Here is a 24,730-nt window from a genome sequence, read left to right on the forward strand (position 1 = left end):
CAGCACAGTGATGGCCGGTGAACGGGTTCAAAACCCGTTCACCGGCCATTGCTCTGTGGTGAGGCGGACCTCTCAGCGGACGAGGGGCTCTCGGCGGATGAGGATCCCAGAGGACCCTCAGTCCTCAGATGTCGGCGTGCTCCTCGGCGTGCTGCTCCTCGGCCTGCTTGGCGAGCTCGGCCGGATCGATCGCCTTGACCTGGGCGATGAGGTCGTCCAGTGCCGATCCGGGCAGCAGACCCGACTGGCGGAAGACCAGGTAGCCGGCTCGGAAGGCCATCAGGGTGGGGATCGAGGTGATCTCCAGGGCGCCGGCGAGGTTCTGCTCGGCCTCGGTGTCGACCTTGGCGAAGGTCACGTCGTCGTGCCGTTCGCTCGCGCTGTCGTAGATCGGGGCGAACCGCATGCACGGGTTGCACCAGCCCGCCCAGAAGTCGATGAGCACGACATCATTCGAGTCAATGGTCGAGGCGAAATTCTCCTCGTTCAGGGCAACCGTCGCCATGTCTACCTCCGTGAAGTCATTCAAGCTGTTCAGGTACCGATGCCAGAGTCGTCACGGCATCTCTTCTGGCTCGGGAACACACCCGCCGGGGGCATTATTCCCCTCTGCCCGGCCCCCGAGGCGGCCGGGGCCCGGCTCAGGCGACGCCGTCGGCCGGCTGCGGATCCTTCAGCGCGACCACCCGGCGCATCGGCACGGGCAGGTTGACCGGTCCCCGGCTCTGCACCTGGTGGACCAGCCAGTCGCGGGCCGACTGCCTGCGGGAGGCGGTGGAACCAGGCAGGTACATCGCCGACATCAGCAGGTCGGCGTCGGTGCTGTCGCGGACGGTGAACACGTAGCAGGACCGGGCGTCCTCCACCTTGCGCAGACCCCGCTGGGCGAGCAGATCGGTCATCCTCAGCTCGAGTGCGCCGGGGAAGCTCGGCGTCGACCCGACCCTGGCGGCCAGCTCCACCGCCGGGCGCATCAGGGAGGGCGGGACCGGGCGGATGGTGGGAGCCATGCAGGCGAAGATCCCACCGGGGCGCAGTACCCGGGAGGCCTCGTCGACCAGCAGCCGCGGATCGGGCACCGTCACCATGCCCATCGAGGTCACCACGGCGTCCACCGAGGAGTCGGACAGCGGCAGGTGGTCGAACGCCCCGCGCACCCAGTGCACGGCGTCGGCTCTCGCGCCTCCGCTCATCGCCTGCTCCAGCTCCTCGGCGGAGTCCTCCACGCCGATCACCTGGCGCCGGCCGTCGGCCAGTCTGCGCGACAGCACCCCGGCTCCGCAGCGGACGTCGACCACCACCTCGGCGGTCCAGGAGACCGCCCTGGCCAGCCAGGAGTAAGGATTCCGCTCACCGGCGGTGCTGCGACGCAGGGCCTCCTGGATCACTCCCGGACGTTCGGCGTGGAACCGCGTCAGATAGTCGGGCCACGGGTCCTGGGGGCTCCCCAGACCCAGTCGACGGGCCAGCTCGCGAACGGATGCGCTCCTCACCTCAGGCTCCCCTCAGGTACGTGCGGGAATGGTGGCCGGGACGATGAAGATGCCGTCGGCGTCGTGTTCGGAGAACTCCGCGCTGCCGTCCGGTCCGGTGATCAGCACCGCCCCGTCCTGCAGTCGCGCGGTGATCGGGACGCCGATCTCCAGGCCGACCCTCTTGACCGTCGCCAGATTGGGCTCGGTGGCCTGGAAGTGCTCGGTGAACCGCACGATCCTCACCTGCTGGTCCCCCTCGCCACCGTCGATGAGGAACTCGGCGAGTGGATGGGAGTCCCTGCGGAAGGGGACCGCCGAGTCGGTGCTGGTGAACTGGCCGATCGCCGGGATCGCATTGCCGTAGGGGGACTTGTCGGGATCGTCGAGGATGTCGATGAGCCGGTTCTCCACCTCGTCGGAGATGACGTGCTCCCAGCGACAGGCCTCGCCGTGGACCAGGGCGGTGTCCAGTCCGATCACCTGGGTGAGCAGGCACTCGGCCAGCCGGTGCTTGCGCATCACATTGACCGCCTGGGCATGGCCGGCAGGGGTGAACTCGATGGTGCGGTCGGGTCTGACGACCAGCAGGCCGTCGCGCTCCATCCGCGCCACGGTCTGCGAGACGGTGGGCCCGGACTGATGCAGCCGCTCGACGATCCTCGCCCTGCGCAGATCGATGCCCTCCTCCAACAGCTCGTAAAGAGTACGCAGGTACATCTCTGTGGTGTCGATGAGTTCGCCGCTCACGTTCTCCTCCGTCGTGCCCGATGGGCCCTCGCAACCATCTGAAACTCTGTTCGTCCCACGGTAGAAGCGGTGGGAGACGCCGATGTGGGAACAGCTCACCGCGATGACTCATTCCCCGGCCGGTGCTCCACCGGCCGCGCAGACCTTCCCGCGGGACGGGCTCGGCCCCGTTCCGCGACCCGTCAGCCCTGCCGCTCGATCTCCCGGCCGGCACGGATGACCCGCTCCAGGTGACCCGTCCCGGTGGTGAGGCACAGGTCGGCGCGCCTGCCCGCCTTGATGACGCCGGCGTCCAGTCCGTGCCAGCGGGCCGGGGTGGTCGAGGCCATCATGGCGGCCTGGGCCAGCGGTATCCCCACCGTGGTCACGACGAACTCGACGGCCCGGCCCAGGGTGAGGGTGGACCCGGCGATCGCGCCGAGGGAACCGTCCGGGTTGAGCAGCCGGGCACCGCCGTTGACCACCCGGACCGCCAGGGACCCGAGCATGTAGTCGCCGTCCGGCTGGCCGGTGGCGCTCATCGCGTCGGTGACCAGGCAGATCCGCTCAGGACCGGCGGCCTGCACCGCCATCCGGATGACATCGGGAGCGAGGTGGACGCCGTCGCAGATGAGCTCGCACATCACCCGCGAGTCGGTGAGCATCCACGGCACCGGACCGGGCTTGCGGTGATGGATCGGGGCCATCGCGTTGAACAGGTGGGTGACGACGTCGGCACCGGAGTCGACGGCGTCGCGGGCGGTCGCGGCGTCGGCCTCGGAGTGGCCGAAGGCCGAGTGGACCCCGGCAGCGGCGATCGTCTGCACCGCCTCGATCCCGCACCGGCGCTCCGGGGCGAGGGTGATCATCCGGAGGTCATCGCCACCGGCGTCCAGCAGCCGGGAGACCCGTCCGGGGGTCGGATCGCGCAGCAGGTCGACGTTGTGGGCGCCCTTGCGGGACTCCGCCAGGAAGGGCCCCTCGAGGTGGATGCCGTCGAACTCGCCCTCGGCGCAGAACTGGCGCAGCCGGCCGATCTGGTCGACCAGGTCGTCCATGTCCTCGGTGACGGTGCTGGCGAACAGGCTGGTGGCGCCCTGGGAGCGGTGGTACCCGATGGCGGCCCGCACCTTGTCCGGGTCGGGGTCGGAGAAGCTCGCCCCGGCCGCCCCGTGGCAGTGGGTGTCGACGTATCCGGGCAGCACCCACTCGTCGACCTCGTGTTCGGCGTCCAGGACGCCGAGGGCCACCTCGCTGAACCGGTCACCCTCGATGGTGATCGTTGCCGGCCCGACCGAACCGTCCGGGTAGAGAACGTGACGCGACGAGATGATCATGCTGACCTCCGGTGGTGTTCGCCCCTCGATTCTTCCACAGGATGCCTTGTCCGGGTCCTCCTGCGTGGACATCGGCGTCCCGGCGACCCCCGTCTGGGAGAATTCGGGCATGTCTGAGCTGAAGGTTCCCGTCGATCTGCTGCCCTCCGACCCCCGTTTCGGGTCGGGGCCCTCGCGCATCCGACGCGAGGTGATCCAGGCTCTGGCCGCACCCGGGTCGGTGATGGGCACCTCGCACCGCAAGCCCCCGGTCAAGGATGTCGTGCACTCCATCCGGTCCGGTCTGGCCGAGCTGTACCGGCTGCCGGCCGGCTACGAGGTGGCACTCGGCAACGGCGGGGCCACCCTGTTCTGGTCGATGGCGGCGTGCAGCCTGGTGGCTCATCGCAGCGCCAACGGCGTCTACGGCTCTTTCAGCCGCAAATTCGCCACCACCCTGCAGAAGGCCCCCTTCCTGGCCGATCCGGCGATCTTCGAGGCCCCGGCCGGCAGACTGGCGCTGCCGCGGGCCGCCCATGCGGTGGGCACCTACGCCTGGGCCCAGAACGAGACCTCCACCGGCGTCGTGGCCCCGGTGCAGCGGCCCGAGGGTATCGACGAGTCCGCCCTGGTGCTGATCGACGCCACCTCAGCGGCCGGCGGGGTGGATGCCGACATCTCGGCCACCGACGCCTACTACTTCTCACCGCAGAAGAACTTCGCCTCCGACGGCGGGCTGTGGGTGGCGGTGCTGTCCCCCGCGGCGATCGCGAGGTCGGCCGACCTGACCTCCTCGGCCCGCTGGGTGCCCGACATCCTCAATCTGACCCTGGCGGTGGAGAACTCCCGCAAGGACCAGACCCTCAACACTCCGGCGATCGCCACCCTGGTGATGCTGGAGGCGCAGATCTCCTGGCTGCTGGAGCACGGCGGGATGGCGTGGGCGGCCAACCGCACCCACACCTCCTCCGGAGTCCTCTACCGGTGGGCCCAGGACAACCCGCTGACCTCCCCGTTCGTCCAGGACCCGGCGCTGCGCAGCCCGGTGGTGGTGACCATCGACCTGGACCACAGCATCGACTCGGCGCAGCTGTGCGCGATCGCCCGAGAGAACGGGATTCTCGACATCGAGCCCTACCGGGGGCTGGGGCGCAACCAGATCCGGGTCGGGACCTTCTCCTCGGTCGACCCGGAGGATGTCCGTGCGCTGGTCGCCTGCCTGGACTGGATCCTGGAGAGGATGCCCCGGGTCGGGGCCTGAGAGGCCCCTCGGCCCCCGCCAGGCTACTTCGCCCGGTACACCACCACTGCCGCCGCGACCGCCAGCAGCACGCTGGCCACCAGGGTGATGAGCGTCCCCCACCGGATCCCGGCGGTGTCGTCATCGTCGCTGTGGGCAGGGGCGGCCGCCGATGCCGAGGGGGTCGGCGTCGCGCTGGTGGAGCCGCCGGGCAGGCTCATCCCGGTGACCGTCGTCGAGGAGCCGGCCAGTTGGAGACCGTCGCCCGACAGGGTCGATGAGATGGCGTCTCCCCCCGACGGGGAGACCGGCGCGGTGGCCAGCGTCTTCCAGGTGTAGGCGTCCACCAGGGTGACCTGGTCCCTGGTGCGCAGCGCGATCCGTTTGCCGTCCGACAGGAAGACGGCGTCGGTGACATCGGCGGGAGCGCTCGCGACCCGGACCAGGGTGTTGTCGGAGTCGCGGCTCAGCTCGGTGGGCGCCCGGTAGATCGCCGGGGAGTCGCCGCGGGTGACGATGTAGATGTTGCCCCTCCCGCTGACCGCCATGGCGTCGGCGTCATGGGGTCCGTCGGGATAGACGAGGTCCCAGGCGCGCCAGGAGGTCGCCGACCCGTCGAGGGCCTGGGGGCTGAGCACCTGAATACTCTTGCGGCTGGTTGTCGGGTCGCCGATGTCGCCGACGAACAGCGAGCTGTCGGACCAGGCCAGTGCCTGGACACTGGTGGGCGTCACCTGCCAGGACACCTCCTTGCTGCGACGGCCCTGGGCGTCGACGGCCACCAGGGTGCGGGTGGTCCGCGAGCTGCCGTCGGTCACCCAGTAGCAGTTGCCGTCGGTGTCGGCGGCCATTCCGACCGGGGCCGAGACGCCGGAGACCTGGATGGAGAACCCCTGGGGGGCGGCCACCGCGGGACCGGCTGCCAGAGTCCAGGCGGCCAGGGCGCAGACGACGGTCTGCAGCACGCGTCGCGGGAGGCTTCCAGTCACGAGGCTCCATCCTGCCACGGACGGGCCGAGGCCACCGTGGCCGATCATTCGATCCCCGCTCATCGGGCTCCCAGCAGGGCACCGACCACCACGAGCACCACGACCAGGACGAGGGCTGTTGTCACGACGTACTGTCTTGAGCGCGGATCCACGGGTTCCACGATAGTTCCGGGATCGGGTCTGTACCGTTGGCGCATGGGTGAGTTACGGCTTCACGCCATCTCGATCAATGAGGTTCGAGACATCTTCGGAGCCGACGAGGCACAGGCACGCACGCTTCGCGGCTGGGCACAGGAGCACTTCAGCGTGCCCGAGACGCCTCGTAGACGGGGGTTGTGGTCCAAGCTGCGCCCGGTCACCCGGATCGACAACGAGGCGCCGATCCTGCCGGTGAACTGGCCCACCCCCCAGGACGTGGACGATCTCATCGCGGGCCGGTTCGTCTCCCCCGACCGGCTGGTCCGCTGCTGGCGGGTGCTCGACCTGTGGCTGCACAACCTGTCGTGGGGGACCCACTCGATGTCGATGGACCTCGGCCGGGTCGACGACTTCGAGTTCGACCTGGCCCGGGCCGGGCTGCCCAGCGAGTTGTCCCTGCGTCGACTGTTCGGCAGCGACCCCCAGATCCCGCTGCGTCCGGCCCCGGGGATGCGCACCGGTTACTCCCGGGCGGCCCATGTCACCGCCACCCGGGACGCCCTGTCGGCGATCGCCGAACGGGTGTCCGAGCCGAACCGGGAGACGGTCGCCGGGCTCGTCGGGTTCCTCGTCCAGTTCCCGGCCTGGAGTGCCGCCGCGCCGGGGGCCGGACGGGCGGCTCCCGACCTGTTCGTGGTGTGGCACGCCGGCCAGAGCACCATCGAGAGAACAACGATGTGATCTGGCCGGCGTGACCGGTCGTGTCGCCTGTCGGCAGCTTGTGGCAGCTTGTCGGCGGCGGGGGTCAGAGCTTCGCGATGAGATCGAGGAGCAGCCCCTGGCCGAAGTAGATGACGAACAGCGCCGAGACCGCCCACAGGATGGGATGGACCAGGCGAGCCCTGCCGACGAACAGCTTGGTGATGCAGTACAGGATGAACCCGGCACCGATACCGGCGGTGATCGAGTAGGTGAAGGGCATCAGGATGATGGCGGCGAAGGCCGGAAGTCCCTCGACGACGTCATTCCACTTGATGTCGGTGACCTGGGACATCATGAGGAATCCGACGAAGACCAGCACCGGGGCGGCGGCCTCCGAGGGGATCATCGTGATCACCGGGGAGATGAGCATCGACAGCAGGAACAGGATGCCGGTGACCACGGATGCGAAACCGGTCCTGGCGCCCTCGCCGACACCGGCCGAGGACTCGATGAAACCGGTGTTGGAGGACGAGGATCCCAGTCCGCCGGCGACCGCGGCCAGGGAGTCCACCAGCAGGATCTCCTTGAGGTGGGGCGGGTTGCCCTCGGCATCATTGAGCCCGGCCTGGGCGCCGATCGCCACGACGGTACCCATGGTGTCGAAGAAGTCGGCCAGCATCAGGGAGAAGACCACCAGCAGCACCGAGATGAAGGTGGCGATGTTGAAGTGGCCGTCCTTCAGGAATCCGCCGAACAGGTCGACCCGCCCGACCAGCCCGAGATCGGGCCAGGAGAAGCTGGAGGCCGCCGGCAGACGGGGGACGTTGAGCGCCCAGCCGGTGGGATTCTGGTCGCCGATGTGGGGACCGATCTTGCCGATCTCCTCGATGATGAGGGCCAGGATCGAGCCGCCCGCGATCGCGATGAGCATCGCGCCGCGGACCTTCTTGACGTACAGGATCACCACGGCGATGAACCCGACCACGCATACGAAGATCGGCCAGCCCACCAGGGACCCGTTGACTCCCAGCTGGACCGGGGTGCCGGTGCCGGCGCGAACCACACCGGAGTCGACAAGTCCGACGAAGGCGATGAACAGACCGATGCCCACGCCGATGGCCGCTCGGAGGCTGCGAGGCACGGCGCGGAAGATCATCTCCCGAAGACCGGAGATGACGAAGATGAAGATGAGGATGCCCTCCCAGACGACCAGGCCCATCGCCTGAGGCCAGGTCATCGTGGGTGCCACGCCGTACGCGAGCAGCGAGTTGATGCCGAGTCCGGCGGCGATACCCAGCGGGAACCGGCCGTAAATGCCCATGAAGATGGTCATCACACCGGCGACCAGGGCGGTCACCGCCAGGACCATCATCTTGTTGTGATCGATGGCGGCCTCGTTGAGGGTCTTGCCCGCCGCGTCGAGGAACTTCGGGGCGCCACTGAGGAGCTTGCCGTTCTTGTCGGCGGCTGCTCCGAGGATGAGGGGGTTCAGAGCGAGGATGTAGGCCATCGTGAAGAAGGTCACGACACCGCCGCGGATCTCCTTGGAGCGGGTGGTGCCTCGCTTGGTGAGCTCGAACCAGCGATCGATTCTGCTGTTTGGTTCTGGATATGTGGGGGTCACAGACACGGCGAGCATGATACTGAGATTCTGAAATCGATCGTGTTACGAGGACCGGCGGTGAGCTGTCCCGGTGATCGTTTCGGGGGCAGCTCCGCTGAGGGTGAACCGATCACTCAGGGAACTGGGGGTCACCACCCACCAGCGCCCCGAAGGGCACTTCCGCGAGTGAAATGTTCACCCCGGACCGCGAACTCCCCCGCCGACCGCACCCCGACACTCCCAACGACCCGCGCCTAGCGGCAGAGCAGCTCCGTAGGGGGCCTCAGGGCGCCCGGCACCCGAGTCCGCAGGCGGATCACAAGGTAAACGTACCGTCGGATGGCCCAAATCGGTGGAACGGCCAACCCAAACCTCACCCGAGTGAACCGATCACTCACGGAACCGGGGTCCACCACGCACCAGCGCCCCGAAGGGCACTTCCGCGAGTGAAATGTTCACCTCCGAGATCGCGGTCCCGCACGCCACCCGATCAGCAGACGGCCCAGGGCGAGTTGCTGTAGTGCACGCGGATTGCCAGCACAGTGTTCGTTTCGAAGCCGTCGTCGCCCAAGCTCGTGAACTCCAGTGTTCTGCCTCCGGCGGTGTAGGAGTACCCGCCGTGCTCCGTGTCCACCGTGAGGGTTCCCTGATAGAGACTCAGGAGATCCTTGACGCTCATCCCCACAGTGGCCCCCGAGGTCGTCCTCGCACCTAGGGCGTCCACCGCCATGGCGGTGAGCTTCCCGTCCATGAACCGGAGGTGATAGCCGTCAAGACCAGGGACAAAGCCGTTGACGACGTTCGGAGCGGCGTGTCCCCCACACTCATCCTCCATGGACAGGTTCACCGAAGGACCTTCGAGAGTCTCCCTGGTCATTCCCAGCACTATTGGTCCGGCCCCATCCATCGTGCTGGGGGCTGTCTTCACTCCGACAGCCGATGCCCGGAAGTTGCAGAAGCCTCCCAACGGCTTCTCCAACTCGCCGTACGGTGCATCCTCGGGCAACTCGTAGCAGTCGCCGGCGTGGGTCACCCGCTTGACCTTGGTCCACCCGCCGCCTGTCCGTTGCAGCAAGAGCCATCCTCCGGTGTGGTCCCCCTCGAAGTTGGACTCCACAACCACCCAGTTCCCGTCGTCGATGCAGGTGATCTTCGTCGGATTCATCGTGGGGTCATCCTGGATCTTCCGGATCTGGTCCACCGACGGAGGGCAGCTACCGGTGAGACAGGTGCACAGCACAATGGTGATGATCCTGCCGTCCTTGATCTGCACCTTCCAGCCCAGTCCGAGACGCACGTCTGCCGGGTAGAGGCGCGTCTCCACTCCGCCGTTGGTCGAGGTCGAGACGGGCGCCCCGAGCACGTTCAGCGCCGCGGCGGCGTCCCCCACCCTCAGCCCGTCGATGGTCGAGGCCGACCCCGATCCCTCCAGTGCGATCGAGGTGAGGACGCCTTTCGCGCTGAACGTCCAGGTGCAGTTCATCCAGACCACTCGCACTTGCGTACCGGAGTCCACCTTCGGGAATCCCGGGTGGCTCTTGCGGATCTCGTCGACCAGCTGTCCGGGCCGGATCGACTGGACTCCAGAGGGGGAAAGGGTCCGGGAGGCTGCATCCGGGTCCCCCAGCGCCTCGAGACGACGCGCCAGTTGGGCGGAGTTGCTGGCGGTGACGAAGTACCCCTTGCCCTTGCTGGCGATGCAGGACAGCTGGTCGGAGGACGCGTTCAGGCCGATCGCCGATATCGACAGGCCTGCGTTGTCGGCCGCCAGCGTGGCCGCCGTCTGACACGGGTCGGGCGGTGCGCAGGAGTCCTCGCCATCGGTGATGAGGACGACATTGAGGGGCTGGCCCTTCGCCTGGGCGGCCGCTGTCTGCAGGGCTTTCCCGATCGGCGTCCATCCCACCGGCCTGAGGGTCTTGACCTGACGGGTCACCGCGCCAATGTCAGACCCGACCGGAACCTTCAGCGAGACATCACCACATCCGGCCGAGCGCGGGGCCTCCTCCAAGGTCTTGTCGCCGTAGCTCACCAGGCCGACCCTGGATCCCTTCGGCAGGGAGGACACGAACTTCGAGGCGGCGTCCTGGGCGGCGGTCATCCGAGTACCACCACCCACATCGGACTTCCGCATCGAACCCGATGCGTCCACGATGAGCAGGTAGTTCGCCGGACGCCGTTCAGGGGATGCGGCCGACGAGCCCGTGGGGGCCGCTGTTGCAGAGGCAGGCTGCGATGCGCCGGATGCGCCGGATGCGCCGGACCCGGCGGGCGAGTGCGCCGATGATGACAATCCCGGAACCGAGCACCCCGCCACCATCAATGCCGCTGCGAGTGGGAGGACCAGCCATCGTCGTGCCATGTCGGCAGCCCAGGGAGACCCCACACTCTCACGAGCAGAATGGCGCCCATCGCCTGTCCCCAGTTCAGGGAACACGGCGGAGAGAAACTCTCAGTCGAAAAGTGAGGAGTCGACGGAGATGGTGTCGAAGACCGGCTCGGGAAGCTCGATGCCGCGCTTCTTCTCCACCAGGTCCGAGTGGCCGCCGCAGCCGTGCTCGATCTCCACGACATGGGCGTCGAAGGGCGAGTACTCGTTGGTGCAGGCCCCGAACAGGCGGCCCAGCCCACCCTGGAGGCGGACGAAGTAGCCGCACGTCTGGCACTGCCCCGGGGCGTGCTTGGTGAAGCTGTCGTCGGGTCCGGCGGGACCCTCCAACCAGCGTTCGGCCGCGCGGTCGCGGCCCTCCATGGAGAGCACCCGCTCCCGGCCGAGGCCGAGCTCGCCGGCCACCGCGCGGGTGGCGGCCCACTCCGCGGGATCCTCGTCGGCGGCCAGCTCACCACCGGTGTAGCCGGGCTCCAGCCGAGGATCGTTGTCGGGGGTCGGCAGCAGGGAGCCGGGGGTGATGTCGCCGGGCTCCACCCGCTCCCGCCACGGCACCCAGGCCGGGGCGATGAGGGCGTCGTCGCCGGGCATCAGGGACACCTCGTCGACGGTGACGTTGCGGCCGCGCAGGGCGCGCGCCATCGTCACCGACCAGTGCCAGCCCCGGTATCCGGGGTGCGGGCACTCGAAGAGATGGGTGAGGACGCGATCCCCCTCGATCACGGCGCCGAGGTACTCCCCGACGCCGAAGTCGCCGGCCTGGAACTCGGCGGCCTCCCGGGCCTGGTCGACCGCCTTGACCAGGGTCGAGTCGGCCTTCGGCTTGGCGGCGGCACGCTTGCGGACCGGGGCGTCGTGCGCCTCGGGGGCCCCCTGCGGTTCCTCGACCTCGGAGGGATTCGAGGGCTCAGAAGAACCAGAGGAAACAGCGGGCTCAGGAGCAGCAGCCGACTCCGAGGAGTCGGTGGACTCGGCGGGAACAGTCGACTGCGGGGCGTCGACCGACTCGGGAGCAGCAGCCTCGGAGGAGGCAGCGGCCTCGGGGGCGACCTCCGACTCCGAGGGGACAGCGGGCTCCGTGGAGTCCATGGATTCTGGGTACTGGGCGCTCATCACAGCTCCAACTCGTCGGCAACGGCTCTCAGCATCTTGGCCACCTTGGAGGCGGTCCGAGGATCGGGATGGCGGCCGTGACGATAGCCATTGCCCATGTGGTCCAGCATCTTGATGAGGTCCTCGCAGATGACGGCCAGCTGGTCGGGGGACTTCCGGGTCGACTTCGACAGCGACTTCGGGGTCTCGACGAGCTGGAGAGACAGTGCCTGGTCACCCCGCCTGCCCTCGACGACGCCGAACTCCACCTTCTGGCCGGGTTTCAACGTCGTCGTACCGCTGGGCAGGGCGGAGGCGTTGACGTACACGTCGCCACCGCCGTCCCTGGTCAGGAAACCGAACCCCTTGGCGGCGTCGTAGAAACGCACCTTCCCGGTTGGCATCGCTGGCTCACTCCCCGATTCTGCGTACTCGTACTTGTTCTGGTGCCTGGGAATGAAGAACCGCCGTCGGCATCTCGTGGCCCGACGACGGCTCACGGAACCGACAGTGTCGGCTCCAGGTCTCTGTTCCCAGTCAGCTACTCAGCCTACAAGCTCCCCACAACAGTGCCAAGGTTGGCCCGACCGCACCCACTTGCCGGACCGGAGCCGCTCGTCCCCGCTCCGGTCCCGGTCTCCCGCCCGACGACCCGGAGTCGTCCCTCGGTGTCGTGCCTCGAGCGCTTCCGGCGCAGCCGTGCTGGGGCCGGTATGGTGTGGGGCGCGACGGCCGGGCCCCTGACGATCGGGGCCACTCTCGCCGTGAACCAGGTACCAGTCAGCCCTTGCGTTGTCCGGACCGGTCGCGCGACTCGTGCCGGGTATGGAGATGGCGCATGACAGTTGGTCCCAGTTGGCAACTCATCGTGGCACTGGTGGCGTTGGTGGGACTGGCGGTGATCGCCTCCCGTCTCGGCCGCCTCGGAATCAGCAAGTCGTCGGTGATCTCCGCAGTTCGGGCCACGGTCCAGCTCGCCGCCGTCTCCCTGGTCCTCCGCTACGCCCTGCAGCATCTGTGGGCGGGCGCCGCCTTCACCCTGTTGATGTTCGTCGTCGGCGTCATCACGACCGCCAGGCGCACCGGAGTCGGCAGGGCCTGGCCCTGGACCGCGGTCGCGGTGGCCAGTGGCGTGCTGCCGGTGCTCACGATCATCTTCGTCAGCGGTTCGGCACCCTTCAACGCCGCAACCCTCATCCCGATGGCCGGGATCATCATCGGGAACATGATGAACGGCCACACCCTGGCCGGTCGACGTCTGTTCCCCGAGCTGCGCGAGAACACCGGCACCTTCGAGGCGGCCCTCTCGCTCGGCCTGCCGCGCTCCGAGGCCATCCGGATGGTGACCGAGCACTGTGTCGCCGAGGCCGTCATCCCCAGTGTCGACAGCACCCGAACAGTCGGCCTCGTGACCCTTCCGGGAGCCTTCATCGGCGTCCTGCTCGGTGGCGGATCCGCCCTCCAGGCCGGTGCCGCCCAGCTGCTGGTCCTGATCGGCATCCTCGCCGGCCAGGCGGTCACCGTCGTTGTCGCCCATCGGCTGGTGTGCGCAGCGCTGCTGCTGCCCCCGGACCTGAAGCGCACTCTGCACGAGTGAACCGCTCCCCGGTGGGCGCACCCGGGGTCGGCGCCCTTCCGGGCACCTTCCACCATCAGGGCGCGACTGCCCGGCCGAGGAGCGGGACGCCGTCAGAAGTCCTTGTACTCCTCCGGCTTGTGCTGCCAGACATAGCGGTAGTAGTCGGCCAGCTTCAGGTTGGCGGCGGCGGCCTCGTCGACGACGATGACCGCGTGCTCGTGGTGCTGAAGGATCGAGCCCGGGCACATCGCACTGACCGGGCCCTCGACGGCGGCGGCCACCGCATCGGCCTTCCTCTCACCGCTGGCCAGCAGGACGACATGGCGGGCATCCATGATGGTGCCGAGCCCCTGGGTGACGCAGTGGGTGGGAACCGTCTCGCCCTCCTTGAAGTACCGCGCGTTGTCGCGCAGGGTGCGCGGGGCGAGGGTCTTGATCCGGGTGCGGGAGGCGAAGGAGGAACTGGGCTCGTTGAAGCCGATGTGCCCGTTTCCGCCGATCCCGAGAATCTGGACGTCGATCCCGCCGGCATCCCTGATGGCCTTCTCGTAGGCCCGGCAACCGGCCACGATGTCACTGGCCAGGCCGTCGGGGACGTGGACGCCGGCCGGGTCGAGGCCGAGCCGCTCGGTGACCTCGTGGCGAATCGTCGCCGCATAGCTGCGCTCGTCGTCGATCGGCATCCCGACATACTCGTCGAGGGCGAAGGCCCTCAGGCGGGAGACGTCGAGCCGACCGGAGTGCACCAGATCGGCCAGCGCCCGGTAGGTCGGCAGCGGCGAGCTGCCGGTGGCGACCCCGAGCACCGGATCGGGACGCGTGGACAGGATCGCAGCGATCCGAGCCGCTGCCCGTCGCCCCGCCTCGTCGGCGTCCTTGCAGATGATGACCTCCACGATGGAGCCCCCTCGATAGTGTGTCGCGACGCGGCACGGCGGTGGCCGGCGCGTCTTTCCTGAGTCGATTTCGAGAGTAGGAGTCGGGACACTCAATGAACAGGATTTTGAGTGATGCGCGCACTTCAGATGCGCGGTTCGACCATCAGGGCGAGCGTTGAGCACGCCGACAGGACCGTCGGGGCGGTCGGCCGGACGGGACGGGGTCGTCCTCCTCCCTAAGATGGGGCTGTGGCTACCAGGGTGACTGAGACGAGCATGACTGCGATGAGATCGAGCGGCCGTGCCTCGTCCGGGGGTACACCCGCACCGGTGACTCTCACCGACGTCGTCGGAGCCGTCGAACCGCCGATGGCCTTCGCGATGCCGGACACCACCCCCCTGGAGTCGTCGGCCGTCCGCCCCGACGCCCCGCGTCCTGATCTGCCGGCCGATCCTCCGCAGGGTTATCAGGCATCACCTCATCAGCCGCCACTGTCCTCCCTCGTCCCGCAGACCGGGGAGACCCGGGACCCGAGTCTCCCGTTCTCCTCCACCGGGGTGCCGATTCAGTGGGGCCGTCACGCCGAGATCGATCCGCGTCGGCCGATCCTCACCTCGGGCGGACCGGCAGGATGGGGCGGTTCCCCGCTCACCGGCCCCGAACCGTCCAGCCCGTCCAGCGTCGTTCAGTCCGGTCTCGAACCGTCCGGCCCCGCCCACTCGGGTGCGGCCCGACGCGGTTCCGCACGATCCGGGTCCGACCGTTGGGCACCCCCGGAGCCCGCCCTCGACAACGGCCTCAACCTGGCCCCCGCCGAGCCCTCGGGGCTGTGGGGGGAGCGCCCCGAACTGCCCGGAAACAGGACCCTGGGAGCGCTGTGCCGCGGTCTGGGCTGGGGGCTGGTGGCCAGCGTGGTGGCCGGCTGCCTGGGCACCTGGCTGTCGCTGCCCGCCCTGGCGGTCGGCTGGTACTTCACCTGGCGCCACCCGGTCGCCCGCACCGCCCTGCTGCGGCTCTACGGCGTCGCGACCGCCCTCGCGCTGCTCATGACCGTCCTCGGCAGCCCCACCCGCAGCGGCTGGGAACAGCTCCGATGGACCTGCTGGATGGCCAATATCGCCATCCTGGTCGCCTCGATGATCATCATCGACCGAGAACTCACACCCACACCCAGAACCGATCCCTCTCAGGGGCGACAGGGGATCTCACGATGAGCGGCACGATCACGTTGGCCTCGGTGATTCGCGGGATGGACACCGACGCGATGACCCAGCTGCTCAGCCTGCGCCCCGATCTGGCGAGCCCGCCCCCTCGGTCGCTGGCCGAGATGGCCGAGAGAGCCTCCACCCAGGCCTCGGTGCGCGCCGCTCTGGACGGCCTCGACAGCTGGCAGTACCGCGTCGTACTGGCCATCGCCGCCCTGGGGGACGTCTCGAGGGATGACCTGGCCGGTCACCTGCTGGACGCCGCGAGCGGCGACCGGACAACCGCGACAGCTGAGCAGACCAGTGAGGGGGCCGGCGAGCACTCGGGCACCCCCCACAGCGTCGGTCTGCCCTCCCGACGCGATCTCGACGAGGCCGTCGACCACCTCGAGGACCTCGCCCTGGTGCTGCCCGAGGAGGATCAGTTCCACCTGGTCAGCGCAGCCGCCTCGGTACTGGGACCGAGCCCTGCCGGACTGGCGCCCGAATCCGGTCAACCTCTCACCGCGGCCGAGGTCTCCGAGCGACTGGATGCCGCAGGACCGACCGTGCTGCCGGTCCTGCACCGTCTGATGTGGTCCCCGTCGGGACATGTGCCGCACGCCCGCCGCGCGGTGAGCCCCGAGACGGCCACCTCCCCGATCGACCTGGCACTGGCCCACCGGCTGCTTCACCCGGTCGACGACGAGACCGTCGTGCTGCCCCGGGAGGTCTCCCTGGTGCTGCGCAAGGGCCGGCTGTTCCAGAACCCGGTGTCCGCCCGGCCGCCCGCCTGGCCCTCACCGCACCCCGCCGCACGGACCGACTCGGCGGCTCTGGGCACCGCTCTTGAGGCCATCTCCTCGATGTCGGCCCTGCTGGAGGCGGTCGAGACGATCACCCCGGCCCGGCTGGCATCCGGCGGGATGGCCAAGCGCGACGCCACCCGGGCGCTGGCCAGGGTGGCCCACGGCGACACCGGCTGGTGGTACCTCACGGTGGCGGTGTCGGCCAATCTCATCGCTGCCGACAGCCGCGGCTGGCTGCCGACCACCACCGCCGACAAGTGGCGTCAGGACGAGCTGTGGACCCAGTGGCAGGTGCTCCGCGACGCCTGGCTGGCCATTCCCCAGACCCCCGGCGAGCTGTCGAACACCCTGGACGCCCCGGCTCCGGCCACCGCCCGCGCCTGGCGCCAGCAGGTCCTCAACGAGCTCAGGACCGCCGAGCCCGGGACCCCCGTGGATCCCGAACTGGTGATCGCCAGGATCGCCTGGCGCCATCCCGTCTGGCCGGTGCTCGAGGCCGCCCCCGTGCTGAGGGCGACCACCGAGGAGTGCCAGGTTCTGGGCCTCACGGCGCTGGGCGCCCGCTCGGGCCTGGTCGACGCCACCGAGGATCCCGGCATGCCGCAGCGACAGGAGAGCGTCATCCTGCAGTCCGATCTCACCGCGGTGGCCCCCGGACCCCTCACCCCCGCCCTTGCCGCCGACCTGGCCCTGCTGGCAGACCGCGAGTCCACCGGCGTCGCCGGCGTGCGCCGGTTCACCCGGACCAGCCTGCGTCGCGCGTTGGATGCCGGTTGGAGCGGCGACCAGGTGCGCGAGTGGTGGCGTCTGCACTCGATGTCGGAGGTGCCCCAGGGACTCCTGGTGCTGCTGGACGACGTCGTCCGTGACCACGGGCGGGTCTCGGTGGCCGCCACCGGCTCGGTCCTGGAGGTCGACGACCCGAGTCTGATGGAGACCCTGCTGCGCAGTTCGGCCGCCGAGGGACTGGGCCTGAGACGACTGGCCCCCACCGTGCTGGCGGCACAGGCCGACCCCGACGTGGTGCTGGCCGCGCTGCGCGACATGGGTCTGAGTCCGGTGGCCCGCGACGCCCACGGCGACATCTTCAACGCTCCGGCCCCGGCCAGGGCACGGACCGCCGATCACGGCGGCCCGGGGCTCCCCCCGGGTCCCCGGTCCGATCCCAAGGCGGTGGCCGAGTCGCTGGCGAGCCTGCCGACCTTCAACGACTCGCGTCATCTGCTGGCGATCCTGCACCGCGCCCAGGCCGACGGCACCTGGCTGGAGGTCACCTGGGTGCGCGACGACGGCACGACGACCTCTGAGACGCTGAAGGTGATGGCTCTGGCCAAGGGGGCGATGCGCTGTGTGCGCCGTGGTGGCGGGGGGATCGTCATTATCCCGGTGCCGCGAGTGAGCGCCGCCCGGGCGGTGGCCCAGTAGCGGACTTGGCGACGGAGGATACTGGATGTCGATGTCTCAGACTCCTGGCCCCCTGATCGTTCAGTCCGACCGCACCCTGCTGCTCGACGTCGACCACCCGATGGCCGACGAGTGCCGCCACGCGATCGCCCCCTTCGCCGAACTGGAACGCGCCCCCGAACACATCCACACCTACCGGCTCACCCCGCTGGGCCTGTGGAATGCGATGGCGGCCGGCCACGACGCGGAGCAGGTCGTCGACGTCCTGATGCGCTACTCGCGGTTCCCGGTGGCCTCCTCGCTGCTGGTCGACATCACCGAGACGATGAGCCGCTACGGACGGCTGCGGATCGAGAAGCACCCCACCCAGGGTCTGGTGCTGGTCTCCTCCGACAAGGCGGTGCTCACCGAGGTGCTGCGGGCCAAGTCGGTCCGTGGCCTGGTCGGGGACCAGATCGATGCGGAGACCGCGGTCGTCCACCCCTCCCAGCGAGGCACCCTCAAGCAGGCCCTGCTGAAGCTCGGCTGGCCGGCCGAGGACCTGGCCGGCTACGTCGACGGCGAACAGCACGACATCGATCTGGTCGAGGACGGCTGGAAGCTGCGTCCCTACCAGCGGATGGCTGCCGAGTCCTTCTGGGCCGGGGGCTCCGGGGTCGTGGTGCTGCCCTGCGGGGCCGGCAAGACGGTGGTCGGAGCGACCGCGATGGCGATGGCCAAGTGCACCACCCTGATCCTGGTGACCAACACCGTCTCGGCCCGGCAGTGGAAGGACGAACTGGTCCGCCGCACCACCCTGACCCCCGATGAGATCGGCGAGTACTCGGGCTCCCGCAAGGAGGTCCGGCCGGTCACCATCGCCACCTACCAGGTGATCACCACCAAGCGTCACGGGGTGCACCCGCACCTGGAACTCTTCGAGGCCCGCGACTGGGGACTGGTGATCTACGACGAGGTGCACCTGCTGCCGGCCCCGGTGTTCCGGATGACCGCCGACCTGCAGGCGCGACGTCGGCTCGGCCTCACCGCCACCCTGGTCCGCGAGGACGGCCACGAGGAGGACGTCTTCTCCCTCATCGGGCCCAAGCGCTACGACGCTCCGTGGAAGGAGATCGAGGCCCAGGGCTGGATCGCTCCCGCCGACTGCGTGGAGGTGCGGGTCACCCCCACCGAGGACGAGCGGATGGCCTGTGCGCTGGCCGAACCGGACGTGCGCTACCGGATGGCCTCCACCCTGGCCTCCAAGAACGCGGTGGTCCGCGAACTGGTGAAACGGCACCAGGGTCAACCGACCCTGGTGATCGGTCAGTACGTCGACCAGCTCGAGGAGCTGGCCACCGAACTGGGCTGCGAGATCATCACCGGGGCCACCACCTCGCTGCGCCGCCAGAAGATCTACCAGGAGTTCCGCGACGGCACGATCAACCTGCTGGTGGTGAGCAAGGTCGCGAACTTCTCCATCGACCTGCCCAGCGCCGAGGTGGCGATCCAGGTCTCGGGGGCCTTCGGCTCGCGCCAGGAGGAGGCCCAGCGACTGGGCCGGCTGCTGCGTCCCAAGGACGGCCTCACCGCCCGGTTCTACGCGGTGGTCTCCCGCGACACCGTGGATGCCGACTTCGCCGCCCACCGTCAGCGCTTCCTGGCGGAGCAGGGGTACTCCTACCGGATCGTCGACGGCGGGGAACTGGATCGCATCAACGAGGCGTGAGCCTCAGGCGCCGCACTTCTGCGGGTCATGGTGGTCGGGACTGCAGATCCACGGAGATCCCAGTCCGTTGAACTTCGAGACGGTCTTCTCGACGCCGTCCGCCGAGTACAGGGTGGTCAGCGCATTCCCGTCGGACTGGACCGCCAGGGTGTAGTAGTCGCCGACGGCCACCTCGGAGTCCTCGGACGGGAAACGGGAGTCCCCGGCCTGCATGCTGCCATCCTCGGACAGCACCAGCGGCGCCCGGTAGCTGCTCGTCACGGTGAGCTTGAGGGTCGTCGCTGACGGCACCGTCACGCGGAAGTCCTTCACCTCGGCGCACTCCTTGTCATCGCAACTCCCACTGCCGGGCCCCATGCCGCTGTAGGTGCGCGCGACCGATACCGCCCGTCCGTCGTCGCGAATGGTGAGGTTGAGGCCGTGCAGCTCCCACTGCCGGCTCATCCCGGCGGGCAGGTCGTTCGAGGGTGGCATACAGTGGCACAGCACGATGACCACCACCCGACCGGCCGCGTCGTAGGTCACATCCCAGGCCAGGCCCTTCTCCCGGTCCGCCACGTACACCACATGCCCGGCGCCCGAGGCCGGGCCCGAGACCGACTCTCCCAACAGTGCATCGACACTCGAGCGCGACGACCCCACCCCCAGCTCGTCGATCGTGCGGTTCGCCAACGGATTGATCACCGTCAGCACCCCTCTGTCAAAGCCCCACTCGCACCCGCGCCACACCGAAGGTCACCGTCCTGCCGCCGAAGGTCCGCGAGGTCCCGCCGGACACGCTCGGAAAACCGGGATTCTCCTTCGCGATCGTGGCCCACGGCTGCCCCACGGACACCCCCTGGACTCCCTGAGGGGACTGTTTCTGACGAGCCGACCCGATCGGCGACCACCCACCGGCCTTCAGGGCCTTTGCCCGAGCCACCACCGAGGAGCCCGACGACCCGGCCAGGGGCTGCTCCACCGTCACATCACCACAGCCCTTGCTCTTGGTCACGTCATCACCGGGAGTCCTCGATCCGTAGGCCACCAACCCCACAGATGTTGACGAGTCCAGGCCCGACACCAGGGAGGTCACCGCGTCCTGGGCGGCCTTCATCCGGGTGACCCCGCCACCAGCGTCATCACGACGCATCGACCCGGACGCGTCCTGAATCACCACCACGCTTCGTCCGGCCGGACCGGATGCCGACGGGGACGCCGCCTGGCTCGCGGGCCGCTGCGAGGCGGGAGCCGATCCGGATGAGGACGCCGAGGACCCCGAAGCCGCACGGGAGGCACTACCCGGGAGCCCTCCACAGCCACTCGCTGCCAGCATCACCAGAACTGCCGCGCCGCAGCACCACCGTCTCATCACCCTGCCACGACACCACCGCGCCGCACCCATCAGCAATCCCCGGAACAGGGACAGGATCACCGGACCCCCAGTCGCACCATGTCGAAACGGGGTGACGGCCTGCCTCAGGGGTTCGTCCCGTCCCCTCGCCCGCAGGTCGAGGTCCTCACCACCAGCTGCGGGGGCAGCACGACGTCGACCGGATCGGTGCGTCCGGCGAGTCTCTCGACCACCAGCTCGACCACCCGGCCGGCCATCGTCGAGGTGCTCGGGTCGACCGTGGTCAACGACACCCCGGGAAGGCCGGAGACCACCGTGTTGTCGAAACCCGTGACGCCGACGTCCCGGCCGGGCCTCAGGTGCTGAGCGGCCAGCTGCCCGACCGCGGCCAGGGCGATCAGGTCGTTGTGGCAGCACAGACCGAAGCCGCGCCCGTACTGCTTGACGATGCGCGCGATCACCGGGCCCAGATCGTCGAGCCGGACCATCTCGACCCGGGGCTCGATACCGGCCCCCTCGCAGACCTGACGGTAGCCGCGCACCCGGTCCCCGGCGGAGTCGCCGGAGACCGGCCCCTCCACCCCGAGACAGATGAGCGGGCGATAGCCCTCCTCCAGCAGACGCTCGGTCACCAGGCGGGCCCCCAGGGCGTCATCGGTGTGCACCAGGTCGACGCTGCCGGGGCCGGCGTTGCGGGTCACCACGACGGTCGGCACCCGTCGGCCGACCCGCTCCAGCTCCTCACCGCCCAGCTGCGGGGAGACGAGGATCAGTGCGTCCACGTTCATCTGCAGGAAGCGGTCGATGACCAGCCTCTCGTCGGCTGGATCCTGGTCGACCGGGACGATGAACGGGAGGAGTCCCTCGGCCTCGCAGTGCCGCCTAATGATCTCGAGCAGTTCGCCGTTGAAGGGGTTGACCAGCCCGGAGATCGCGATGCCGATGAACCCGGTCCTCCGGGCCGCCAGCGCCCGCGCGGCGACATTGGGGCGGTACCCGAGGGTCTTCATGGCCGCCTCCACGGCGGCCCGGCTGGCGGGCGAGACCCTCGGGTCGTTGCGGGACACCAGGGAGACCGTCTGGCGGGACACCCCGGCCATCCTGGCCACCTCGACCTGGGTCGGTTGTCTTCCGTTCATCACTCCCCCTCCGCTCGGCGTCCCGCCTCACCCACCGTCCACGCTCCGACAACCGTCCCGCTCCGTCACGACAGTCTGCTCCTGCAGGTGCCGGGACGGACCTCTCTGGAGTCCTCAGATGTGAACGGTCGGACTCACTTGAGTCCCAGGCCGCACTCCGCCAGGTACTCGCGGGTGGCGATGGCGTTGGGCTTGGGCAGACCCGGATCGCAGGGGTACAGGTCCTGCTCGCAGACCACGTAGATGTCCTTGTCCAGCTCGGACAGCGCGTTGACCAGCTTCTTCATGTCGGGCTCACCGGCCGGCGGGCGGACCGAGGCCCCCTTGGCGACGGCCTCGCCGAAGGGCCAGTCCTTCTCGTGGGCCTCGCGGGTGATGTCGGGGTCGAAGGCCTTGATGTGCACATAGGTGATCCGCTCGGGGTACTGCTTGATGAGCTCGATCGGGTCTCCTCCGCCGTAGACGACGTGGCCGGTGTCCAGGCACAGGTTCACGTAGGTGGGATCGGTGGCGTCGAAGATCCGGACGATCTCCTCGGGGGTCTCTATGTGGGAGTCGCCGTGCGGATGCAGCACCATCTTGAGGCCGTACTCGTCGAGCAGCATCTGGCCGAGCTTGTTGGCGTTCTCGATGAACAGCTTCCAGGCGTCGTCGGAGAGCACCCGGTCGTCAGTCCACTCCCAGGTCTTGTCGTCGCGGTAGAGCGGGGGCAGGTGCACGATGTACTCGGCGCCGACGGCCGCGTGGGTCTCGGCGATCTTGCGGAAGGTCTCCACGGTGGTAGGCCAGGCCTCGGCCTTGTGCAGGACTCCCCAGCCGGTGCCGGCGACCACCTTGAGGCCGAACTCATCGGTCCATCTCGTGAGTTCCTTGGGGTCGGTCGGGAAGTACCCGTAGGGGCCCGTCTCCAGAATCTCGAATCCGGCCTCCGCCATCTCCTGCATGGCCTGGCGCGGGGCGATCTGCTTGGGATCGTCCGGGAACCAGACTCCCCACTGATCGGGACAGACGCCGATGGCGAGCTTCGAGTACTTCGGATCGTTCGTGTTGCGTGCCTTTGGGGCCATTCCCGCTTCTCCTCATCGTTGGAGAGCTCCGCCGTTGGAGCGCTCCAACGAGCGTAGGAAAGGTTCCCGTGGTTTGTACAGTCATGTGCGCGGCTCAGTGGCCGGACGCGCCCGGGGACCTGCGCCACGCCCATCCCAGGGCGATGATGGCCAGGATCAGCGCCATCAGCGTGATGACCGAGCCCTCCGCCCCGAAGGCGCCCCCGGTGACCACCGCCGATGCGCTCGGCGACGTCGTCTGGGACAGCACGGAGTGTCCGAAGCTCAACCCCGAGACGTCGTATCCCAGCACCATTCCCTGGGCCCAGTTCCACACCGCGTGGAAGCCCATCGCCGCCCACAGGTTCCCCCGCCACAGCACCAGCAGGCCGAGCATGATGCCGAAGGCGGCCACATTGCCCAGCGCCACCGGACCGGCCCCCGGATTCGAGCCGTGCAGGACCGCGAAGACCACCGCCTGGATCAGCAGACCCGCCCAGACCCCCCACCTGGCGCAGACCCCCTGCATCACGAACCCTCGTAGAACGGCCTCCTCGGCCGATCCCTGGATGGCGAAGAGCACCAGGATCGCGATGATCACGGCGATCCCGGTGACCCCGGAACCGCCCCAGTGGAACCTCACCTGCCCCGAGGCGGCCATCACCACGGCGGCGACCGCGAGGATGGCGAAGGCGATCCCGATCCCGATGAGCAGATCGGTCCTCCTGCCGTCCAGCCCGATCCGGCGCAGTGGGCGGTGCTCGGCCAGTCTCAGCCAGGCCCACAGCAGCACCCAGACCGGGACGAAGGAGGCCAGCAGCAGCACGGTCCCCCGCGATGACGCGGTGTCCACGCCCACCAGCTGGGCAGGGATCTGGACGAAGAGTTGACCGACCGCGATGAAACAGGCCCCGAGGATGGCGACCAGCCCGGGATGGGTCGGGCCGGCCTGTGCGAGGAAGTGCCCGGTCGGGGTGGACTGCTGGACGGGTGAGGTCACCCGGGCAGACTATCGCCCGGTCCCTGCCCAACCCCGATCCGCGGCGGCGTCACGGTTCCGACGTGCCGATTCCACCGGCTCAGTTCCACCGGCTCAGTTCCAGACCTTGCCGGCCTCCCAAGTTCCCGAGGAGACCACCGGGGTCACCGTCGTCGAGATCACCGATCCCTCGTGGGGGGTGTGAGGAAGATCGGCCGGCAGAGCCAGCGTCATCGGCACCGAGGTCTTGCCGATCACCCGCAACCAGTCGACCCCGGTGAGCTCATTGGTGCGTCGCTGCACCTTCTGGCACACCATCGTCATCTGGGTGGCCGCGCTGGCCTGGTCCCGGGTGGCGCGTCCGGCGCTGATCTCCAGCAGCCACGGGGAGATCAGGGTTCCGGCCGAGAAGGCCAGCTCCTGTCCCATCGAGCCCTCCTCGGAGTGGCCGTAGGCCTCCTCCGAGTCGTAGATCTTCGGGAAGTCGGTGGCCACCGCGCCGACCCTCAGGTGCTCGATCCGCTTTGGCTGGTCCGACCCCGGACCGGACGACAGCGGGTACTCCAGCGGATCATCGGTGTTGGCGAGGAACCGCGCCAGCCGCTGGGGTTCGGCGTCGGCGCGGCCGCTGAGGATGGTGTCCCCGGAGAGCACCCCCGAACCGTCCAGGGCCGAGTGCGACAGCCCGGCGGGGCGTCCGGGGGCGAGGACGTCGACCTGGGCCAGGGTGTCCCGGTAGCGGAACACCTCGGCGGGATGGGTCGTCGGGCAGACCAGGCTGGCCATCGTGTCCAGGTCCCCGTCGAAGGGTTTGATGAGGCCGAGCCTGGCGCCGGACGGGTCGGTGTAGGCGGCCAGGATGTCGAATCCCGCCACGTGCTGGACGCCGGCCGCACCGGCGGCCAGAGCGCTGTCCACCAGCTCGTCGAGGGAGGGGGCGTCGAATCCGAGGCTGTGCAGGTCAAACGAGATCACTGCTCGATCCTACGGTGACTTCGGC

General features: G+C 69.0%; 22 protein-coding genes. 6 read left to right on the forward strand and 16 right to left on the reverse strand.

The features are described 5' to 3' along the window. Nucleotides 1-124: 124 nt before the first annotated feature. The 4 genes from trxA to FEZ32_RS01700 form a co-directional block, all read right to left on the reverse strand. Nucleotides 125-505, reverse strand: a complete 381-nt coding sequence (trxA, locus tag FEZ32_RS01685; protein ID WP_028703466.1) for a thioredoxin — start codon at nucleotides 503-505, stop codon at nucleotides 125-127. Nucleotides 506-641: 136 nt separating this feature from the next. Continuing rightward, on the reverse strand, nucleotides 642-1,493 hold the full coding sequence (locus tag FEZ32_RS01690) for a class I SAM-dependent methyltransferase (RefSeq protein ID WP_138679743.1): 852 nt from the start codon (nucleotides 1,491-1,493) through the stop codon (nucleotides 642-644). A gap of 12 nt (nucleotides 1,494-1,505) precedes the next feature. Beyond that, on the reverse strand, nucleotides 1,506-2,192 hold the full coding sequence (locus tag FEZ32_RS13765; protein ID WP_338028430.1) for a metal-dependent transcriptional regulator: 687 nt from the start codon (nucleotides 2,190-2,192) through the stop codon (nucleotides 1,506-1,508). Nucleotides 2,193-2,404: 212 nt separating this feature from the next. Further along, nucleotides 2,405-3,538: an N-acetylglucosamine-6-phosphate deacetylase gene (locus FEZ32_RS01700; RefSeq protein ID WP_138679744.1), complete on the reverse strand. Its 1,134-nt coding sequence runs from the start codon at nucleotides 3,536-3,538 to the stop codon at nucleotides 2,405-2,407. A 109-nt stretch (nucleotides 3,539-3,647) separates the two neighbouring features. On the opposite strand from FEZ32_RS01700, the gene serC reads away from it, so the two are divergent. Further along, on the forward strand, nucleotides 3,648-4,778 hold the full coding sequence (gene serC, locus FEZ32_RS01705) for a phosphoserine transaminase (RefSeq protein WP_051238489.1): 1,131 nt from the start codon (nucleotides 3,648-3,650) through the stop codon (nucleotides 4,776-4,778). A gap of 23 nt (nucleotides 4,779-4,801) precedes the next feature. Here the strand turns inward: serC and FEZ32_RS01710 are convergent, their stop codons facing one another. Beyond that, nucleotides 4,802-5,746 carry a hypothetical protein gene (locus FEZ32_RS01710; RefSeq protein ID WP_138679745.1) on the reverse strand — a complete coding sequence of 315 codons (945 nt, stop codon included), beginning with the start codon at nucleotides 5,744-5,746 and terminating at the stop codon, nucleotides 4,802-4,804. A 195-nt stretch (nucleotides 5,747-5,941) separates the two neighbouring features. Here FEZ32_RS01710 and FEZ32_RS01715 point away from each other — a divergent pair, with 195 nt between their 5' ends. Continuing rightward, on the forward strand, nucleotides 5,942-6,625 hold the full coding sequence (locus tag FEZ32_RS01715; RefSeq protein WP_138679746.1) for a hypothetical protein: 684 nt from the start codon (nucleotides 5,942-5,944) through the stop codon (nucleotides 6,623-6,625). A gap of 64 nt (nucleotides 6,626-6,689) precedes the next feature. Here FEZ32_RS01715 and FEZ32_RS01720 read toward each other — a convergent pair whose 3' ends face one another. The 4 genes from FEZ32_RS01720 to FEZ32_RS01735 form a co-directional block, all read right to left on the reverse strand. Then, nucleotides 6,690-8,096 (reverse strand): NCS2 family permease, encoded by a 1,407-nt coding sequence (locus FEZ32_RS01720; protein WP_138680812.1) that lies wholly within the window; start codon nucleotides 8,094-8,096, stop codon nucleotides 6,690-6,692. A 583-nt stretch (nucleotides 8,097-8,679) separates the two neighbouring features. Beyond that, nucleotides 8,680-10,290, reverse strand: a complete 1,611-nt coding sequence (locus tag FEZ32_RS01725) for a vWA domain-containing protein (protein ID WP_244937885.1) — start codon at nucleotides 10,288-10,290, stop codon at nucleotides 8,680-8,682. A 351-nt stretch (nucleotides 10,291-10,641) separates the two neighbouring features. Beyond that, nucleotides 10,642-11,382 carry a DUF3027 domain-containing protein gene (locus tag FEZ32_RS01730; protein ID WP_138680813.1) on the reverse strand — a complete coding sequence of 247 codons (741 nt, stop codon included), beginning with the start codon at nucleotides 11,380-11,382 and terminating at the stop codon, nucleotides 10,642-10,644. A gap of 308 nt (nucleotides 11,383-11,690) precedes the next feature. After that, nucleotides 11,691-12,074, reverse strand: a complete 384-nt coding sequence (locus FEZ32_RS01735; protein WP_028703458.1) for a cold-shock protein — start codon at nucleotides 12,072-12,074, stop codon at nucleotides 11,691-11,693. 470 nt (nucleotides 12,075-12,544) lie between these two features. Here FEZ32_RS01735 and FEZ32_RS01740 point away from each other — a divergent pair, with 470 nt between their 5' ends. Further along, nucleotides 12,545-13,267 (forward strand): ABC transporter permease, encoded by a 723-nt coding sequence (locus FEZ32_RS01740; RefSeq protein WP_138680814.1) that lies wholly within the window; start codon nucleotides 12,545-12,547, stop codon nucleotides 13,265-13,267. A gap of 92 nt (nucleotides 13,268-13,359) precedes the next feature. Here FEZ32_RS01740 and nagB read toward each other — a convergent pair whose 3' ends face one another. Beyond that, the gene (gene nagB, locus FEZ32_RS01745; protein ID WP_138679748.1) at nucleotides 13,360-14,145 is read right to left on the reverse strand and encodes a glucosamine-6-phosphate deaminase; all 786 of its coding nucleotides are present in this window, start codon (nucleotides 14,143-14,145) and stop codon (nucleotides 13,360-13,362) included. A gap of 312 nt (nucleotides 14,146-14,457) precedes the next feature. On the opposite strand from nagB, the gene FEZ32_RS01750 reads away from it, so the two are divergent. The 3 genes from FEZ32_RS01750 to FEZ32_RS01760 are packed head-to-tail and all read left to right on the forward strand — an operon-like array spanning nucleotide 14,458 to nucleotide 19,233. Continuing rightward, nucleotides 14,458-15,342, forward strand: a complete 885-nt coding sequence (locus FEZ32_RS01750; RefSeq protein ID WP_138679749.1) for a hypothetical protein — start codon at nucleotides 14,458-14,460, stop codon at nucleotides 15,340-15,342. Further along, complete coding sequence (locus FEZ32_RS01755) at nucleotides 15,339-17,546, forward strand: helicase-associated domain-containing protein (protein ID WP_138679750.1); 2,208 nt, start codon at nucleotides 15,339-15,341, stop codon at nucleotides 17,544-17,546. The genes FEZ32_RS01750 and FEZ32_RS01755 overlap by 4 nt, the downstream gene beginning before the upstream one ends. Nucleotides 17,547-17,577: 31 nt before the next feature. Further along, on the forward strand, nucleotides 17,578-19,233 hold the full coding sequence (locus FEZ32_RS01760; RefSeq protein ID WP_036981976.1) for a DNA repair helicase XPB: 1,656 nt from the start codon (nucleotides 17,578-17,580) through the stop codon (nucleotides 19,231-19,233). A 3-nt stretch (nucleotides 19,234-19,236) separates the two neighbouring features. On the opposite strand, the gene FEZ32_RS01765 is transcribed toward FEZ32_RS01760, so the two are convergent. From FEZ32_RS01765 to FEZ32_RS01790, 6 genes are all read right to left on the reverse strand, one after another. Further along, on the reverse strand, nucleotides 19,237-19,917 hold the full coding sequence (locus FEZ32_RS01765; protein WP_127822690.1) for a hypothetical protein: 681 nt from the start codon (nucleotides 19,915-19,917) through the stop codon (nucleotides 19,237-19,239). Between the two features lie 16 nt (nucleotides 19,918-19,933). After that, nucleotides 19,934-20,365, reverse strand: a complete 432-nt coding sequence (locus FEZ32_RS01770) for a vWA domain-containing protein (protein ID WP_138679751.1) — start codon at nucleotides 20,363-20,365, stop codon at nucleotides 19,934-19,936. Nucleotides 20,366-20,691: 326 nt separating this feature from the next. Further along, nucleotides 20,692-21,705 (reverse strand): LacI family DNA-binding transcriptional regulator, encoded by a 1,014-nt coding sequence (locus tag FEZ32_RS01775; protein ID WP_138679752.1) that lies wholly within the window; start codon nucleotides 21,703-21,705, stop codon nucleotides 20,692-20,694. A 134-nt stretch (nucleotides 21,706-21,839) separates the two neighbouring features. Continuing rightward, a complete protein-coding gene (locus tag FEZ32_RS01780; RefSeq protein WP_138679753.1) occupies nucleotides 21,840-22,772 on the reverse strand; it encodes a sugar phosphate isomerase/epimerase family protein in 933 nt (310 codons plus the stop codon). 94 nt (nucleotides 22,773-22,866) lie between these two features. Then, nucleotides 22,867-23,751 (reverse strand): CPBP family intramembrane glutamic endopeptidase, encoded by an 885-nt coding sequence (locus FEZ32_RS01785; protein WP_138679754.1) that lies wholly within the window; start codon nucleotides 23,749-23,751, stop codon nucleotides 22,867-22,869. A gap of 93 nt (nucleotides 23,752-23,844) precedes the next feature. Continuing rightward, nucleotides 23,845-24,705 (reverse strand): hypothetical protein, encoded by an 861-nt coding sequence (locus tag FEZ32_RS01790; protein ID WP_138679755.1) that lies wholly within the window; start codon nucleotides 24,703-24,705, stop codon nucleotides 23,845-23,847. Nucleotides 24,706-24,730: the final 25 nt, after the last annotated feature.

The organism is Acidipropionibacterium jensenii, from assembly GCF_005890135.1.
In the GTDB taxonomy this organism is placed as follows: domain Bacteria; phylum Actinomycetota; class Actinomycetes; order Propionibacteriales; family Propionibacteriaceae; genus Acidipropionibacterium; species Acidipropionibacterium jensenii.

What these genes read in the sequence shown, in the direction of transcription:
- FEZ32_RS01735 (WP_028703458.1), bottom strand. Translation starts at nt 12,074, where the DNA reads ATGCCAACCGGGAAGGTGCGTTTCTACGACGCCGCCAAGGGGTTCGGT.
- FEZ32_RS01725 (WP_244937885.1), bottom strand. Translation starts at nt 10,290, where the DNA reads ATGACCGCCGCCCAGGACGCCGCCTCGAAGTTCGTGTCCTCCCTGCCG.
- FEZ32_RS01770 (WP_138679751.1), bottom strand. Translation starts at nt 20,365, where the DNA reads ATGCGTCGTGATGACGCTGGTGGCGGGGTCACCCGGATGAAGGCCGCC.
- trxA (WP_028703466.1), bottom strand. Translation starts at nt 505, where the DNA reads ATGGCGACGGTTGCCCTGAACGAGGAGAATTTCGCCTCGACCATTGAC.
- FEZ32_RS01760 (WP_036981976.1), top strand. Translation starts at nt 17,578, where the DNA reads ATGTCTCAGACTCCTGGCCCCCTGATCGTTCAGTCCGACCGCACCCTG.
- FEZ32_RS13765 (WP_338028430.1), bottom strand. Translation starts at nt 2,192, where the DNA reads ATGTACCTGCGTACTCTTTACGAGCTGTTGGAGGAGGGCATCGATCTG.
- FEZ32_RS01715 (WP_138679746.1), top strand. Translation starts at nt 5,942, where the DNA reads ATGGGTGAGTTACGGCTTCACGCCATCTCGATCAATGAGGTTCGAGAC.
- FEZ32_RS01755 (WP_138679750.1), top strand. Translation starts at nt 15,339, where the DNA reads ATGAGCGGCACGATCACGTTGGCCTCGGTGATTCGCGGGATGGACACC.
- FEZ32_RS01720 (WP_138680812.1), bottom strand. Translation starts at nt 8,096, where the DNA reads ATGGCCTACATCCTCGCTCTGAACCCCCTCATCCTCGGAGCAGCCGCC.
- serC (WP_051238489.1), top strand. Translation starts at nt 3,648, where the DNA reads ATGTCTGAGCTGAAGGTTCCCGTCGATCTGCTGCCCTCCGACCCCCGT.
- FEZ32_RS01775 (WP_138679752.1), bottom strand. Translation starts at nt 21,705, where the DNA reads ATGAACGGAAGACAACCGACCCAGGTCGAGGTGGCCAGGATGGCCGGG.
- FEZ32_RS01700 (WP_138679744.1), bottom strand. Translation starts at nt 3,538, where the DNA reads ATGATCATCTCGTCGCGTCACGTTCTCTACCCGGACGGTTCGGTCGGG.
- FEZ32_RS01780 (WP_138679753.1), bottom strand. Translation starts at nt 22,772, where the DNA reads ATGGCCCCAAAGGCACGCAACACGAACGATCCGAAGTACTCGAAGCTC.